Source organism: Streptomyces sp. NPDC111744, assembly GCF_055634995.1.
This window is the reverse complement of sequence record NZ_JBVKCG010000002.1, coordinates 345,555-361,867: the sequence shown is the minus strand read 5'-3', so window position 1 is coordinate 361,867 and position 16,313 is coordinate 345,555. Positions and strand designations below refer to the sequence as shown.

Below are 16,313 nucleotides of genomic sequence, written 5' to 3'. Positions count from 1 at the left end.
AGTTCTAGGGCGTGTCCTCCTCGAACAGGGACAGCTCGGCCCAGATCGTCTTGCCCTCGGCCGTGTGCCGGGTGCCCCAGCGCTGGGTCAGCTGTGCCACCAGCAGCAGGCCCCGGCCGCCCTCGTCCCAGGTCTTGGCCCGGCGCAGGTGCGGGGCGGTGTGGCTGCTGTCGAAGACCTCGCAGATCAGCCTGGTCGTGTCGTGGATCAGGCGGAGCCGGATGGGGTGGGAGCCGTAGCGGATGGCGTTGGTGACCAGTTCGCTGACCACCAGCTCCGTCGTGAAGGCGGCCATGGTCAGGTTCCACCTGTCCAGCTGCTCCACGACCTGCTTGCGGATCGGCGCGACCAGGGCGGGGTCGGCGGGGATGTCCCACGTCGCCACCCGGGACGGCGGCAGGCCCTGGGTGCGGGCCAGCAGCAGGGCCACGTCGTCGGCGACGCCGCCCGACGGCAACAGGGCGTGCAGGATCCGGTCGCAGGTCTCCTCCAGCGAGTCGCTGTAGGCGGCCAGCACCTCGTGCAGGAGTCGGCGGCCGGTGTCCGGGCCCTGGCGCCGGGATGTGATCAGCCCGTCCGTGAACAGGGCCAGAACGGTCCCGTCGGGCAGCTCGATCTCGGTGGACTCGAACGGCAGCCCGCCCAGGCCCAGCGGGGGACCGGCGGGCAGGTCCACCTCGTGGAGGCGGTGGCCCGGGCGCAGCACCACCGGGGGCGGGTGCCCGGCACGGGCGAGAGTGCAGCGCCGGGACACCGGGTCGTAGACGGCGTACAGACAGGTGGCGCCGACCTCGCCGGGGCTGCCGTCGCCGCCGTGCTCCTCGGAGAGCCGGACCACCAGGTCGTCGAGGTGGGTGAGCAGCTCGTCCGGGGCCAGGTCGATGTCGGCCAGGGTGCGCACGGCGGTGCGCAGCCGGCCCATGGTGGCCGAGGCCTGCACACCGTGGCCGACGACGTCTCCGACGACCATGGCGACCCGCAGCCCGGACAGCGGGATCACGTCGAACCAGTCGCCGCCCACCCCGGCCCGGGCGGCCGGCAGATAGCGGGAGGCCGCCTGCAGGGCGGCGGTGTGCGGCAGCGTCCGGGGCAGCAGGCTGCGCTGCAGGGCCAGGGCGGTCTCGCGCTCGCGGGAGTAGCGGCGGGCGTTGTCGATGCAGACGGCGGCGCGGGCCGTGATCTCCTCGGCCAGCAGCACGTCGTCCGGGCCGAACGGGTCGGGCCGCTGGTGCCGGGTCAGCACCGCGACCCCCAGGGTCGTCCCACGTGCCTGGATCGGCACGGCCATCGAGGGGTGGACGCCGAACTCGCGCTCCCGCTCCCCGCGGAGCTTGTGCAGGTCCAACCACTGCGCCATCTCGCCGGACGCCACTTCGGCCACGATGCTGCGTCCCTCGGTCAGCGCGACGACGTGCGGTGAGGAGGTCGGGTAGGACTCGCTGTGGCCAGGCTTGAGGACCGCCTCCGGGACGCTGGGCAGCACGGACTGGTGCGCGATGCGGCGCAGCGTGACCGGCGCCGTCAGCCGGGTGGGGAGGTCGCCGCCGTTCTCCGGCGGGTCCAGCAGGTCGACGGTGACGAAGTCGGCGAGCGCCGGCACACAGACGTCCGCCAGCTCCTGCGCCGTACGGGTGACGTCCAGGGTGCTGCCGATGCGCCCGCTCGCCTCGTTGACCAGCTGGAGCCGCTCCCTGGCCTCGTAGATCTCGGTGAAGTCGTGTGCGGCCAGGCTCACCCCCCGCACCTGCCCCGAGTCATCGGTGATCGGCGCCAGCCGGGCCAGCCAGGCGTGCTCCCGGTCCTCGCCGCCGGTGCGCGCATAGGTCTGTACGTCCAGGGGGCGGCCCGAGGCCAACACCCGGAGCATGTTCTGCTCCAGTTCCTCGCTCTGCGGCTTGCCGCCGATCTCGGTGACCCTGAGCCCCTGGATCCGCTCCCCGGGCAGCCCGACGACCTCGGCCATCGCGTCGTTCTGCCGGCGCAGCCGCAGGTGCTCGTCGTAGACCGCGAGCGCGCACGGCGACTGGGCGAGTGCGGCCGTGGCCAGCGGATCGTCCGGGGCGGGCGGTTCGCCGCCCGGCACCGGGGAGAAGACGAGCCAGCGGCCGGGACGCTCGTCGTGTGCCGCGTGGTGGTGCGCGAGCAGCCAGACCGGGATCGTACGGCCGTCCCGGTGACGGAGTGGGAGGGTGCCGTGCCAGCGGGCGCCGACGGGCGCGGGCGGTGGGTCCCCCGCGAGCAGCAGCGCGGCGGGCCGGTCCACGACATCCTGGGCCGAGTGGCCGAGGAGCCGCTGTGCGCCCTCGTTCCACTCGACCAGTGTGCCGTCCTCGTCGATGACAGCCCGGGCCGTCGCCGCATCGTCGAACGGATAGACCCGGCTCATCTCGCCACTCCCAAGCGCACACTCACAGTCAACAGGTGCACCACCCGTGTTCAGCCTAGTGCGTCGGGCCCTCCCCGGACCGGCAGGCACCGGTGGCCGGTCGGCAAGTACCGGCCCCTGTCCGGCGAGCCGAACGAGGACCGGCCGCCGGGACGAAAGTGATGACCGATCGCTTCCGGACCCTTGACGGCCGCAAGTGGCACCCCGTCAGAATCTGTTTGTTCACGATCAGTTGTGAGTAGTTCTGGGCCCTGATGAGGGAGAGCCGCACCATGACGGTCACTCGCAGATCGGTACTGGCAGCCGCCACGGCAGCCCCGACGGCCGGCGCCCTGCTGGGCGCTCCGGGCGCCTGGGCGGCCCCAGCGGCGGAGACGCCCGCGCAGGTCAACGGCCGCCGCACGGTCGCCCTGCGTGACGGCTGGCGGTTCGCGCTGGTCAACCCGGGCGGGATCACCGACCCGACCGGCGCCTACGCGACTGCCGCCGACCCCGGGTACGACGACTCGGCCTGGCGGCAGGTCGCCGTACCGCACGACTGGAGCATCGAGCAGACACCCACCACCGACCACGGCACCACCAGCGCCACCGGCTTCTTCCCGGGCGGCCTCGGCTGGTACCGGCTCACCTTCACCCTGCCGCCCGGCTACGCCGGCAAGCGGATCTCGGTGGAGTTCGACGGCGTCTACATGGACTCGTACATCTACTGCAACGGCACCGAGGTCGGCCGCCACCCGTACGGCTACACCGGCTTCGCCTTCGACCTCACCGGTCTCCTGCACACCGACGGCAGCACCGAGAACGTCCTCGCGGTCAAGGTGCAGAACCAGCTGCCCAGCAGCCGCTGGTACTCGGGCAGCGGCATCTACCGCGAAGCCCGCCTGGTGGTGACCGACCCCGTGCACGTGGCGCGCTGGGGGACGTACGTCACCACACCGGACATCAGCGCCGAGCGGGCCGTGGTGCGGGTGCGGACGGCCGTCGTCGACGAGTCCGGGGAAGGCGCGGACGTCACGGTCGTCTCCCGGATCGTCGACCCCGACGGCCGTACGGTCGCCCGTACCTCCTCCACGGTCACCGTCAGCGGCACGGGCGGGACCACCGAGACCCATGAACTGACCGTGGACAGACCCAAGTTGTGGGACATCGAGGCCCCACACCGCTACGCCCTGCACACCGAACTCCGCGTCGGCGGCACCACCACCGACACCTACCGCACGGTCTTCGGCATCCGCGGCTACCGCTTCGACCCCGACGACGGCTTCTCCCTCAACGGCGTGCACACCAAGATCAAGGGCGTCGACCTCCACCACGACCAGGGCGCCCTGGGCGCGGCGATCAGCGCCGACGCGGTGCGCAGACAGATGACCATCATGAAGTCGATGGGTGTCAACGCCTTCCGCACCTCGCACAACCCGCCCTCGCCGCAGATGATCGAGGTCTGCGAGGAACTGGGCATCGTGATGATGGTGGAGGCCTTCGACTGCTGGCGGACCGGCAAGACCAGGTACGACTACGGCCGGTTCTTCGACGAGTGGTGCGAGAGCGACGCCACCGAGATGGTCCTCGCGGCCCGCAACTCACCCGCCGTCGTCCTGTGGTCGATCGGCAACGAGATCCCCGACTCCACCTCCAGCGCCGGCCTCGCCATGGCCGACCGGATCATCGCCGCCGTCAAGGCCGCCGACGACACCCGCCCCCTCGTCATCGGCTCCGACAAGTACCGCGGCGTACCGAAGCAGGGCTCCGCCGCCGACCTGATGCTCGCCAAGCTCGACGGACTCGGCCTCAACTACAACACCGCCAAGTCCGTGGACGCGCTGCACGCGGCCTACCCGCACCTCTTCCTCTTCGAGTCCGAGTCCTCCTCGGAGACCTCGACCCGCGGCGCCTACCAGGAGCCGGAACACCTCAACACGGGGGAGAACCACACGCCCGGCCGCCGCGCGACCTCGTCCTACGACAACAACCTGGCCTCCTGGACGATGAGCGGGGAGTACGGCCACAAGAAGGACCGGGACCGGAAGTGGTTCGCGGGTCAGTTCCTGTGGTCGGGCATCGACTACATCGGCGAGCCGACGCCGTACGACGTGTTCCCGGTCAAGGCGTCCTTCTTCGGCGCGGTCGACACGGCCGGCTTCCCGAAGGACATGTACCACCTCTTCCGCAGCCAGTGGGTGAGCGAGCCCATGGTGCATCTGCTGCCGATGAGCTGGAACCACGAGGCGGGGGACACGGTCGAGGTGTGGGCGTACGCCAATGTGCCCTCGGTCGAGCTGTTCCTGAACGGGAACTCCCTGGGCGTAAGGGAGTTCGACGTCAAGAAGACCGTCGACGGCCGTACCTACCTGGAGACCACCGAGGCCACCGGCGACGACAAGACCTTCACCACCGGCCCCTATCCCGGCAGTTACACCAGCCCGAACGGCAGCGCCGGAAAGCTGCACCTGATCTGGGAGGTGCCCTACCGGCCGGGCGAGTTGAAGGCGGTGGCCCGGCGCGACGGCAAGGTGGTCGCGACCGACGTCCTGCGCACCGCCGGCGCCCCGCACGCAGTGCGCCTCACCGCCGACCGCAAGTCCGTGGCGGCTGACGGGCGTTCACTGGTCTTCGTGACCGCCGAGATCGTCGACGCGCATGGCGTGGTGGTGCCCGACGCCGAACATCTCGTCTCCTTCGCGGTGGCCGGCGGCTCGCTCGCCGGGCTCGACAACGGCCGCGAGGAGAGCGCCGAGCGCTACCAGGCCAGCACCCGAACCACTTTCCACGGCAAGGCCCTGGCGATCGTCCGGTCCGGCACCGAGCCGGGCGCCGTGAAGGTGACGGCACGGGTGGACGGCCTGCGCGAGGGAACAGTGAGCGTGCGCGCAACGGCCGCCCACTCGGTCACCCGCACGGCCGCCCCCGACTTCGGGCCCGGCCACCCGGCACCCGTGGACTACCCCCACGCCGACGCCGGTTACTCCGGTCGCCCCGACACCCTCCCGGCCGCGATGCTCGACGGCGACCCGGCCACCGGCTGGTCCAACGCCTTCGCCAAGTCGGCCACGGCCCTGCTGCCCGCTTTCAACGGGGGCCGCACCAAGGACTGGGTGTCGGTCGACTACGGACGGAGTCGCGCCTTCGACCGGGCGGAGGTCTCCTTCACGGCCGACGCGACGCACGCGCTGCCGGCGTCGGTCGACGTGGCGGTGTGGGACGGGCGGTCCTATGTGCCGGCGGAAGGCGTGGCGGTGGAGTGGGCGACCGCCTCGGACACCCCGACGGTGATCACCTTCGACGCGGTGCGCGGCTCCCGGATCCGGTTCACCCTCACCAGCCGCTACCCGGGCGAGGCGAGGGGTGCGGTGCGCATCAGCAGGCTGGAGATGCCCGCGAGCTGAGCGCACACCCGCCGGCGGCCGCGCCGTCGGCGGGGATGGGCAGCCCCACGGTCACGGGGCTCCACCTGCCCTTGCGGCGGTGTCGCGCCGTGGTCGATCACTCGGCCGACGCCACCGCCTGGCGGAACTCGGAGCCGAGCTGCGACATGAGGTCGCTGAACTCCTTGTCGTCGACCGCCTCGCGGAGTTCGGCCAGGACCGTGCGGACACCCCGGTCGGCCTCCTCTTCCTTGAGCATGTTGCGCTCGGCGACCTGCCGTACGGTGTCGCGATAGCCGAAGCGCTCGATCCGCTCCGTGGCTCCCCGGCGCACGTACTCCGCCAGGCCCTCAGGGAGTTCCACGATCAGGTCCCTGGCCTCGCCCGGGCTCAGCCGATGGGCGAGCGTCTCGAGCGTGGCCCGGGTGATGTCCGCGGCCTCCTGCCGTGTCAGGCCCGTGCGCTCGGACACCGCCTGGATGAATTCCTTATCTTCCATGCCGTCTACCCTTTTGCTGGCATTCATCCGGACATGCGGCCCTTCGACCAGCCTGGCACGCGACAGCGGTCCTCGCGCGGGCACCGCGGAACGAGCGCTTCACCTCCCGGCCAGTTCTGCGAGTCACTACTAGGCGGCGTCGTGGAAGACCAGGCCCAGGGTGCGGCGGCGGCCGGAGCGTACGGTGCTCACGCCGTGCCGCATCGCCCCGGCCGACCAGCCGCGCCTGGTGCGCACCGGGTGGTCGCGGGTCGTGAACACCAGGCCGTGGCCCTGCCGGAGGGGTGTCGCCGTGCCCCGGGACTGGGCGCGCGGACGCTGTTCGACCATCAGGAACTCGCCGCCCGTGTAGTCCTCGCCGTACACGTCCAGGGCGACGACCACCTGGAGCGGGAAGACCAGATCGCCGAAGACGTCCCGGTGCAGGGCGTTCCAGTCGCCGGGGCCGTAGCTGAGCAGGATCTGGGCGGAGCGGTCCTGCCCGGCGGCGTGGCAGCGCTCCAGCCAATCGTCCAGTGCGTCGGGCCAGGGGGCCGGGCGGCCCAGGCGGACCGCCCAGTCCCGGGCGATCGGCAGCAGCCGTGGATAGAGGGCGGCACGCAGCGCGGCCACCGGGGCGGGCAGCTCATGGGTGAAGTAGCGGTACTCGCCGGAGCCGAACCGGTGCCGGGCGAGGTCCACCGTGGTCCGGAACGGCTCCGGCTTCTCGTACAGGGAGGCCAGTTCCCGGCACTCCTCCGGGGTGAGCAGGGGAGCGGTCGGGGCGCTGCCCAGTTCGTCCAGCTCGGCCGTGAGCGCGTCCCAGTCGGTGCCGGCCACGCGTCGGCGGGCCTCGGTGAGCGTGTAGGTCATGGCGGCTCCCTTCCTCAGCCGAGCATCGGCTGCAGTGCACCCTCGTGGGTGAGCAGCCGTACCTTGTTCTCGATCCCGCCCGCGTACCCGCGCATCGATCCGTCCGCGCCGATCACGCGATGGCAGGGGCGGATCAGGAGCAGGGGGTTGGCGCCGACCGCCGCGCCCACGGCCCGGATGTCGGCGCGGGGCACGTCCAGTCGGCGGGACAGGTCGCCGTACGTCGTGGTGGTGCCGTACGGGATGTCGTCCAGCGCCCGCCACACCTGCTGCTGGAACTCCGTACCGTGGGCGGCGCACGGCAGGTCGAAACGGGTGAGCCGGCCGGCGAAGTAGGCGTCCAACTGGCCGACCGCCTCGGTGAAGGGCCCGTCGCGGCGGGCGGCGGGCCTGCTCGGCTGCCCCGGCAGGGACAGCCCGGTGAGGACGAATCCGCCGGGCGATTCCTCGCCGGCCAGGCGTAGCTCGCCCAGCGGGCTGTCGTACACGGTGTACACGTCCATTGCTCTTCCTCGCTCTCCTGTGACGTCGTGAGCGTCGTGAGATCGAGTGTGGCTCCGGACCGGCGGGATGACCGGCGGAAAACGGACATGGCGCTGCGGGTCCGGAGGTACCGCAAACAGTCTGTCCTGACCTGCGGGTATTTACGGGTGAGTACCCTCGCGGTACGGTGAAGGGCATGCCAGCTCTCAACGTGGAGTTCACCGACCGCGAGCTAGAGGACCTGCGGCAGATCGCCAAGGAGCGCGGTACGTCCATGAAGGCCCTCGTCCGTGAGGCGGCCGCCGCCGACATTGCCCGGCACCGGGCGTTGCAGGAGGGGGCGGAGGAGTTCCGCCGGTTCTTCGCCGCGCACGCCGCCGAGTTCGCGGCCGCGTTCCCCGACGACGAGCCACGCGCGAAGGGCGAGGCCGCCTGAGCCATGCCGTCGGTCATCCACATCGACGTGCCCTGGCTCCTGCAGCGCCACGAGGAAGTGCTGCCGGACCAGCCCACCGTCGACGACTTCTCCGCGCTGGTCGCCGCCGTCGCCCGGCACCGCGTCGACCCGCCCCGGCTCGGTGTGGACTCCGACCCGGCCTGGCGGGCCGCCGCCCTGCTGCACACCCTGGCCCTGCTCAAGCCGCTGCCCTCGGCCAACGCCCGGTTCGCCTGCGCGACCGCCGTGGCCTACATGTTCGTCAGCGGGGTGGGCATCGACCCGCCCTACGGTGCCCTCGTGGACCTCGCCCGCGACCTGATCGACGGCAAAGCCGACGTCTACGCCGCGGCGGACCGGCTCCGTTCCTGGCAGCTCTGACCCGCCCGGACCTGCGGGGGAGGCTGCCTCCGGCTCCTCGGGGGCCGCCGGCCACGGGCGGGAGGAACGGGGCCGGCGGCCTGTTTCGCGCAGAAGAGCCGCCGTTCTGCGCGGGGCCGTGCGAGGAGGGCCGGTTTCCAGTGGACCACCCGTACAGGTGGGCCGGGAGTGTGCGCGCGGGACCGGAGTGGGCGCACCGTTCACACGGGGTGTGCGGAAAGGTGAATACGGCCGTGACCGGACAATGGCCGCGGCCGCCTTTCTGACTTTCTGTCAATGCTGTCGATGTTGTACAGGTGCCTTGTTGCTTGTGTGAGACTTGTGCGAGGGTGAATCATCCCCGCGGGGAGTAATGGCCAGGAACTATTCCGCAGTTGGGGAACGCGACCGACGTCATGTCGGTCAAATCCCGCTCCCCGCAAGCGCACCGAAGAGGTACGCACCACCGCACCAAAGGAATCCGCTCCGTGCCCACCCCCCACCCGCCTCGCCCCCCCTATCCGCCGCCGGGCGGTGGTGCGGGGGAGTCCGACGAGTCCCTCGCCGCCCCGCTGCGCGCCGGCTCCGACGTCGAGGCCTCCCGGTCCGCCGCGCTGCTCATGGCCCGGCACTGGCGTCCGGTTCAGGAATACGCGGTCATCTGCCTGGCCGCCTCCGGGCCCGTCGCCCACATGGTCGCGGCCGCCGCCTTCCATCAGGTCCTCGACCGGGTGGCCCTGGGGGAGACCGCCGACGCGCTCCGGCCCCGGCTGCTGGTATCCGTCCGTGACACGGTCGCCAACTGGTCAGCCGAGGACCGAATATCGGAGGTTCTCCCCGACCTCGGGAAGCCGGCCGGCGGTCGCGGTATGCGTGCCACGAAGTCCATGACACCGGAAAACCGCACCCTCGCGGAGCGTTCATTCCTGGGTCTTCCGGCGCTCGCCCAGAGTCTGCTCTGGCACATCGAGGTCGAGGCGGAACCGATAACCGTACCGGCCGGTCTGTTGGGCATGGACACGACAACCGCAGGGGCCGCTCTCGAAGACGCCCGGGAGAAATTCCGGGAGGGCTGTGTCCGCGCCCACCGGGAACTCGCGCCGTCCCAGGAGTGCCGCTACTACAACCGGCTGCTGGACGTTCCGCTCCGCCGCGGCGGCGCTCTGCTGCCGGATGTCCAGGAGCATCTCGCGGTGTGCCCGTACTGCCGGGCGGCCGCCGAACAGCTCGGCCATGTCGACGGCGGCCTGGGGGTGCTGCTCGTCGAAGCGGTGCTCGGCTGGGGAGCCCGCCGCTACCTCGACTCGCGCCCGGGACGCAACGGCGGCGAGGTGGAGCCGCGTACCCGTTCCGCCTCCCGGCGCTCCGGAGGCGGGCGCCGCCGCGCGGCGGCCCGGACCCGGCTCCTGGCCCGCATCCCCGTGCCGGTGCGCCGTCCCCCGGGGTCCTGGTCGTCGAAGACGCTGCTGACCGGCGTCGGCGTCGCCGGCGCGGGCCTGCTGGCCTCCGTCCTCGCCGTCAGTACGCTGTCGGGGGGCGGCGACGGCAAGGACGCCGTGGCCTCCGCCGGCCTGGTGCCCGGCGGCTCCGACCCCGAGGCGACGCCCACCTCCGGCACGGCTGGGACCTCCGGTAAGGCCCGACTGCCCGCCGCCCACCACGAGACCCGGCTGCGCAACGCCGCCGCCCAGCTGTGCCTGGACGTCAACGGCGCGCCGAAGGCCGGGGCGAGCGTCGTCCTGGCGGTGTGCTCCTCGTCCTCGACCCAGGAGTGGACCTACGAGAGCGACGGCGAGCTGCGCAGCGTGGCCAACCAGGGGCTGTGCCTGGACTCGCACGCGGACGGCGGGGTGGTCATCCTCGGCACCTGCGCGGACGCCGACGCCGAGCGTGGCGAGGACGTGCGCTACGGCCTCACCGCCCAGGGCGAGTTGCTGCCCCGCTGGGACGAGACCCTCGCCCTCGCCACGGCCGGCGAGGACGCGGGCGCCGACGTCGTCGTGAAGGTCCGCGACCGCTCCACCGGCCAGCACTGGCTGACCGACCCGCCGTCGGCCCCGTCCCAGAGCCCCGGCTCACTCTCCGTCGCCGGAACCGGAGGACCTTCGGCCCAGCCGGCGGAACTGGCCGGCAACTAGTCTTCTGAGTCAGGGTGGTTGCTCCGAGCGGCCGCCCCGGCCCGTCGCGGCCCTCCGGACCTCCCGGCCGTGTCCCGTCGCCGCGGTGCGGCGCGAGCACGCGCGGCAATGGCGCGCGGCGCCGCACCCCGGCCGCCGGGGCGCCCGCCAAGGCCGGTCGGGCCCACGTGGCAGGGCCGCACGTCGGTGCCGCACCGCGCCCTGTGGGGCGCGGTCAGGGCGCCCGCGTCAGCTCGCGGCCGTCGCCGCAGGCCGGGCGGTGTCCGGTTCGGTGCCGGGGCCGGTGATCGGTGGCACCGGTACGTCGACGGTCCGGGCCAGTCGAGGTCCGTCGGGACCGTAGGCCGCGCGCGGCTCCGGGAACAGCCGCAGCAGCGCCAGGAACAGTGCGGTGGCCACCGCGAGGGACAGCGGCAGGCTGATGTCGACCCCGTTGGCGAGGTCGCCCAGCGGACCGACGAACTGGCCCGGGATGTTGGTGAACAGCACGCCGATCACCGCCGAGACCCACCAGGCCGTCATCCCGCGCCAGTTCCAGCCGTGCGAGAACCAGTAACGGCCTCCGCGCTGGCGGCGGTTGAAGACCTGAAGGGCGTCCGGGTCGTACCACCCGCGCCGGGTCCAGAAGCCCAGCATCATCACGACCATCCATGGCGTGGTGCAGGTGATGATCATCGTGGCGAAGGTCGAGATCGACTGCACCAGGTCCAGGCCGAAGCGGCCGATGAAGATGAACGCGATGGACAACACGCCGACGAGCACGGTCGCCTGGACGCGCGACAGCCTCGGGAACACCGACGAGAAGTCCAGGCCGGTGCCGTACAGCGAGGTCGTGCCCGTCGACATGCCGCCGATCAGGGCGAGCAGACAGACCGGCAGGAAGAACCAGCCGGGGGAGATGGCCAGCAGACCACCGACGAAGTCCGGGGCCGCCGGGTCGACGTACTTCGGTGCCTTCGCGGCGATGATGCTCGCGGTGGCCAGTCCGAAGACGAACGGCAGCAGCGTGGCGATCTGCGACAGGAACGCGGCCCCGACCACCCGGCGGCGCGGGGCGTCGGCCGGGATGTAGCGGGACCAGTCGCCGAGAAACGCCCCGAACGAAACCGGGTTGGACAGCACGATCAGCGCCGCGCCGATGAACGACGGCCAGAACATCGACTTCGTGGCCGCGTCCGCCGAGGCCGTGAACACCCCGGCGTACGACGGATCGAAGTCCCCGGCGAACGCGATCGCGCCGAGCACGAACAGCACGCTCGCCGAGGCCACCGCGACCTTGTTCACGAACAGCATGAACCGGAAGCCGTACACGCACACCGCGAGGACCAGCACCGCGAACAGCGCGTAGGCGACGACGTACGACAGGGTGGAGCGCTCCAGGCCGAACAGCCGGTGCGCACCGCCGACCAGGGCGTCGCCGGAACTCCACACCGAGATGGAGAAGAACGCGATCGCCGTGAGGAGGGACAGGAACGAGCCGACCACACGGCCGTGCACGCCGAGGTGCGCGGAGGACGCGACGGCGTTGTTGGTGCCGTTGACCGGGCCGAACACCGCCATCGGGCAGAGGATCAGCGCGCCCGCGACCACCCCGAGCAGTGTGGCGGCGAGGCCCTGCCAGAAGGACAGGCCGAACAGGATCGGGAACGCGCCGAGGACACAGGTCGAGAAGGTGTTGGCACCGCCGAAGGCGAGCCGGAACAGGTCGAGCGGGCTTGCCGTGCGGTCCGCGTCGGGGATCCGCTCCACACCGTGGGCCTCGACCTCGGTGAGGGACGGCGCGGGGGAGGGGGCAGGCTGCGAGTGCTGCGAGGACAAGGGGGCTCCAGCGGGGGACGGCGGTGGAGCGCGGGGTGGCGCGGCGGCGGGCGGACGGCCGTCGGTGTCGCGGGGTGTGCGACGGACCGGAGGCCGTCCCCGAGGGGTTCTGCCGACGCTAGTGCCCGGGTCACGCGGGCGGCCAGTGGACCATTCATCCAACTTTCGCAGTCACAGTGGATGATTCAGCCATAACCGGACGGTCGTCAGCCCTGATCGGTCTCAGTCCTGATCGGCGTCCGGTCCCTGGGCCCGGACCCGTTCGACATGCTCCAGCGAGTCGCGCAGTTCGGTCAGCCAGTCGTCGGTGTGCTTCTGGACCAGCCGCACACACCACGCCAGCGCCTCACTGCGGCTGCGCGCGACACCCCCGGCGATCAGGGTGTCCAGTACCTGGCGCTCGGGCTGGCGCAGCCGGGTCATCACCGGCACGGCCACCTGCGTGAACAGCGCCCGCTGCCCGGCGCACTCCACACCCCAGGCCACCTTGCGCCGGAACTGGTGCTCAGCCTCGCGCGCGACACCGATGCGGGTCTCCCGGGTCCGCTCCCGGAACTCCTGGATCCGGCCCTCTACGGCGGCCTCCCGCTCGGCGTCCGATACGCCCTCCGCCAGTTTGGGCCCGGGGATGCGCCCGACGACGGTGATCTCCTCGCGGTCCACCGTCACCTCGACCAGTTCCTCGAACAGGTCGTCGGGCAGCCGGCCGGCGAACCAGCCGCGCAGCTTGTCTCGTTGCTCCTGAGTAATCATGTAATGACGATTACTCCGTTGCAGGGCAAAGGCAAGGGCTTGCGGAGAAGTCCGCCGACAGCGGAAGCGGAATGTTTCAGGACGATTAACGAGGTGATGGGATCCGGCCATCGGGCCGTTTCGAGCGATCAAGAACTGCTCAGTTGCGCGGTCGATGCGTTCGATTTCCGTTACTTCGCGCCACTGATTCAATACGCAAGGTTACTGAAACCTGTGGGTGTGATGTGTGTTTCGACGGCGGACTCGGCAGAGTGGCGCCCGCCGCCCCGGCACCCACCGGGCCGTGGGCGGCACCCGTCGAAATCAAGCGGAAGGATGCACACAATGCGAACCCCCGCGCGCTGGGCAGCGACCCTCGGCCTCACGGCCGCCGCCGTCTGCGGGCCCCTGACCGGGGCCGCCGTCGCCGCCCCGAGCACGCTCTACGCGCCGTCGGCCCTGGTCCTCACCACCGGCCACGGCACTGACGCGGCCACCGCCACGCCCGAGCGCGCCGTCACCCTCAACTGCGCCCCGGCCCCGTCCGGCACCCATCCGGCGGCCGCCCAGGCCTGCGCCGAACTGGGCGGCGCCGGCGGCGACTTCGACGCCCTGGCGCCCAGAACCGACGTGTGGTGCACCAAGCTCTACAACCCCGTCGTGGTCACGGTCGAGGGCGTCTGGCAGGGCAAGCGCGTCTCCTATGAGCGCACCTTCGGCAACCAGTGCATGAGGGACGCCTACGGAGTCGGCATCTTCGCCTTCTGAGCCCGGGATCGCGCGGTCCTCGTGACTGCCGGAACAGGTCCGCAACTGGGGAGTGCGGCCCCTGCTACGGGGAACCTGCGATCTCGCACCGGGAGTCGGACGGATGGTGTGGGGCTGCCCGTCCGACTCCCGGCATCACCGCCGCTCCCCGGCTCTCCCGTCCCGGGGAAACCCGGGGAGCGGCGGAAACCGCCCCAGCAGACCCGAGGCCCTGAGCAGCCGCGGAATGCGGGGCCCCTCGCACACCAGCCGCAGTCGCCAGCCCCGTTCCCTGGCCCGCGACTCGGCCCGGCACAGCACCCGCAGCCCCGAACGGTCGAGAAAGTCCAGCCGCCGCAGATCGACGAGCACATCCGGCTCGGCCCCGGCGGTCGCCGCGGGCAGATGCTCGGCGACCAGCCCCTCGGTGGCGATGTCCACCTCACCGAAGACCTCGACGACGAGATACGCCCCGCACCGCCGGGTCCGCGCACAGGAGTTGGCGGCGGCCGGCCCGGGTTCAACGGGTTCCGGCGTCATTTCTGCTCCCCCTGGCGCAGGGCGCGTACGGGCCCGGTTGCCACCCGCCGGGAGCCCCTGCCATTCCTGATGCGGGTAGCGCAAGATCAAGTTCGCTCGGCTCGGTGAATTTCCCTCAAGTGGCTTGACTGCGGCTCGCAGGTGACACGGGCGAGGGGCCACCGTCTCCCTGCTGACGGCGACCCCTCGGTCTTCGGCGGCTCTGCGAAGTTCACCTCACATGTGAACGACCGGCGCCGCATCGGCGTCCTGCTGCGGCACCCCCTTGCGGAACAGCAGGAAGGCGATCACCGCACCCGCCGCGAACAGACCGGCCGACCACCAGAACGCGGTCGTGTAGCTCTCGATCGTCGCCTGGGCCTGCACCAGCTTGTTGGTCGCGTCCCGTCCGGACAGATAGTCGGTCGCGGCGCTCGCGGCCAGCGTGTTGAGCAGCGCCGTTCCGACCGAGCCGCCCACCTGCTGCATGGCGTTGACGCTCGCGGAGGCCACGCCCGCGTCCTCCGCCGACACCCCGCCGGTGGCCATCTGCATGGCCGCCGGCATGACCAGGCCGAGGCCGAAGCCGGTGATGATCAGCTGCGGCAGCACCGCGCTGACGTAGCTCGACCCGATGCCGATCCCGGTCAGCCAGGCCATGCCGACCGCGGCGATCGCGAAGCCCAGCGGGACGACCACCTTCGGCCCGATGCGCGGGACCAGGACCGTGGTGCCGATCTGCGCCGCCACCATCAGCGCCGCGACCATCGGCAGGAACGCCACACCGGTCTTGGTGGGGCTGAAGGCGAGGTTCAGCTGGAGGTAGTAGGTGAGGAAGAGGAAGACGCCGAACATGCCCCCGGCGGAGATCAGCACGGAGAGGAAGGACGCGCCCCGGTTGCGGTCGACCAGGATGCGCAGCGGCAGCAGCGGGTGCGCGGTCTTGGTCTGCCACCAGGCGAAGGCGGCCAGCAGTACTCCACCGGCGATCAGGAAGCCCCAGGTCAACGGCGAGCCCCAGTCGTGGGTCTCGGCGTTGGAAAAGCCGTACACCAGCGAGAAGAGACCGGCGGCGACCAGGACCGTGCCCGGCACGTCCAGCTTGGAGTTCTCGGCGTCACGGTGGTTGGTCAGCAGCATCAGGCCGCCCACGAAGGCGACGACGGCGATCGCGACGTTCACGTACAGCGTCCAGCGCCAGTCGAGGGCGTCGGTCAGGACACCGCCGAGCAGCAGACCCACCGCACCGCCGGCACCCGCGATGGCGCCGTAGACACTGAACGCCCTGGCGCGCTCACGGGCGTCGGTGAACGTGGTGTTGAGAAGTGAGAGCGCGGCCGGCGCGAGCAGTGCGCCGAAGGCACCCTGGAGTGCACGTGCGGTGACCAGCATCCCGAAGCCGTTGGCGGCACCGCCGAGTGCGGAGACGGCGGCGAAGCCGACGACTCCTATGAGGAAGGCCGTCTTACGGCCGAACAGGTCGGCGATCCGTCCGCCGAGCAGCAGCAGGGACGCGAAGGCGAGGGCGTACGCGGTGACGATCCACTGCCGGTTGCCGTTGGAGAACCCGAGGTCGGCTTGAGCGGACGGAAGGGCGATGTTCACGATCGTGGCGTCGAGCACCACCATCAGCTGGGCGACGGCGACGACCGCGAGGATCCACCACCGCTTCGAGGAGGCGGCCGGCGGTGCCTCCACGGCACCGACGCGGACGTCGTCGGTCAGGGTTTTCTCAGACATCGGGGAACCACTCCAGGGAAGTCGCTCTGGCTATCACAAAGAGCCGTTTCGGTACGCGGCCTGTTGTGCCGCGAACGAAACGGTTTCGTACACATCGACCTTAAACCACTACCAGCGAAACGGCAACGTTTCGCTGAGGACGGAGGTCAGGCCTGGCCAACGGCATGGCGGCAGTACGGGTGCCGGCCACGCGGCTGCTCGGCGGAGTCGCACCCCAGTGGGAGGGTGCCCCGGAAGCCCT

Annotated in this window: 13 protein-coding genes; 5 read left to right on the top strand and 8 right to left on the bottom strand. The window is 71.3% G+C overall.

The genetic code is table 11. The features are described 5' to 3' along the window. Positions 1-4: 4 nt before the first annotated feature. Positions 5-2,386, bottom strand: coding sequence for a SpoIIE family protein phosphatase (locus tag ACZ7OO_RS05665; RefSeq protein WP_471501803.1), 2,382 nt, complete (start codon positions 2,384-2,386; stop codon positions 5-7). Between the two features lie 272 nt (positions 2,387-2,658). Here ACZ7OO_RS05665 and ACZ7OO_RS05660 point away from each other — a divergent pair, with 272 nt between their 5' ends. Further along, entirely contained in the window at positions 2,659-5,769 is a 3,111-nt protein-coding gene (locus tag ACZ7OO_RS05660; RefSeq protein WP_471501801.1) for a glycoside hydrolase family 2 TIM barrel-domain containing protein, read from the top strand. A 97-nt stretch (positions 5,770-5,866) separates the two neighbouring features. Here the strand turns inward: ACZ7OO_RS05660 and ACZ7OO_RS05655 are convergent, their stop codons facing one another. The 3 genes from ACZ7OO_RS05655 to ACZ7OO_RS05645 all read right to left on the bottom strand — a co-directional run bounded on the left by ACZ7OO_RS05655 (position 5,867) and on the right by ACZ7OO_RS05645 (position 7,602). Further along, positions 5,867-6,247 carry a DUF2267 domain-containing protein gene (locus ACZ7OO_RS05655; RefSeq protein ID WP_471501799.1) on the bottom strand — a complete coding sequence of 127 codons (381 nt, stop codon included), beginning with the start codon at positions 6,245-6,247 and terminating at the stop codon, positions 5,867-5,869. 129 nt (positions 6,248-6,376) lie between these two features. Continuing rightward, positions 6,377-7,099, bottom strand: a complete 723-nt coding sequence (locus ACZ7OO_RS05650; RefSeq protein ID WP_471501797.1) for a 2OG-Fe(II) oxygenase — start codon at positions 7,097-7,099, stop codon at positions 6,377-6,379. 14 nt (positions 7,100-7,113) lie between these two features. Beyond that, positions 7,114-7,602, bottom strand: coding sequence for a methylated-DNA--[protein]-cysteine S-methyltransferase (locus ACZ7OO_RS05645; protein ID WP_471501795.1), 489 nt, complete (start codon positions 7,600-7,602; stop codon positions 7,114-7,116). Positions 7,603-7,778: 176 nt separating this feature from the next. Between ACZ7OO_RS05645 and ACZ7OO_RS05640 the strand changes: the two genes are divergently transcribed. From ACZ7OO_RS05640 to ACZ7OO_RS05630, 3 genes are all read left to right on the top strand, one after another. Next, positions 7,779-8,018 (top strand): hypothetical protein, encoded by a 240-nt coding sequence (locus tag ACZ7OO_RS05640; RefSeq protein ID WP_471501793.1) that lies wholly within the window; start codon positions 7,779-7,781, stop codon positions 8,016-8,018. A gap of 3 nt (positions 8,019-8,021) precedes the next feature. Further along, entirely contained in the window at positions 8,022-8,399 is a 378-nt protein-coding gene (locus ACZ7OO_RS05635) for a toxin Doc (protein ID WP_352219142.1), read from the top strand. Positions 8,400-8,866: 467 nt separating this feature from the next. Further along, the gene (locus ACZ7OO_RS05630; protein ID WP_471501791.1) at positions 8,867-10,516 is read left to right on the top strand and encodes an RICIN domain-containing protein; all 1,650 of its coding nucleotides are present in this window, start codon (positions 8,867-8,869) and stop codon (positions 10,514-10,516) included. 228 nt (positions 10,517-10,744) lie between these two features. Here the strand turns inward: ACZ7OO_RS05630 and ACZ7OO_RS05625 are convergent, their stop codons facing one another. Further along, positions 10,745-12,334, bottom strand: a complete 1,590-nt coding sequence (locus ACZ7OO_RS05625) for a purine-cytosine permease family protein (RefSeq protein WP_471501789.1) — start codon at positions 12,332-12,334, stop codon at positions 10,745-10,747. A 222-nt stretch (positions 12,335-12,556) separates the two neighbouring features. Continuing rightward, positions 12,557-13,087 (bottom strand): hypothetical protein, encoded by a 531-nt coding sequence (locus ACZ7OO_RS05620; RefSeq protein ID WP_471501787.1) that lies wholly within the window; start codon positions 13,085-13,087, stop codon positions 12,557-12,559. 324 nt (positions 13,088-13,411) lie between these two features. Here ACZ7OO_RS05620 and ACZ7OO_RS05615 point away from each other — a divergent pair, with 324 nt between their 5' ends. Continuing rightward, positions 13,412-13,834 carry a subtilase-type protease inhibitor gene (locus ACZ7OO_RS05615; protein WP_471501785.1) on the top strand — a complete coding sequence of 141 codons (423 nt, stop codon included), beginning with the start codon at positions 13,412-13,414 and terminating at the stop codon, positions 13,832-13,834. Positions 13,835-13,969: 135 nt separating this feature from the next. Here the strand turns inward: ACZ7OO_RS05615 and ACZ7OO_RS05610 are convergent, their stop codons facing one another. Both ACZ7OO_RS05610 and ACZ7OO_RS05605 read right to left on the bottom strand, forming a co-directional pair. Further along, positions 13,970-14,353 (bottom strand): STAS domain-containing protein, encoded by a 384-nt coding sequence (locus tag ACZ7OO_RS05610; protein ID WP_471501783.1) that lies wholly within the window; start codon positions 14,351-14,353, stop codon positions 13,970-13,972. A gap of 216 nt (positions 14,354-14,569) precedes the next feature. Further along, positions 14,570-16,072: an MFS transporter gene (locus ACZ7OO_RS05605; protein WP_471501781.1), complete on the bottom strand. Its 1,503-nt coding sequence runs from the start codon at positions 16,070-16,072 to the stop codon at positions 14,570-14,572. Positions 16,073-16,313: the final 241 nt, after the last annotated feature.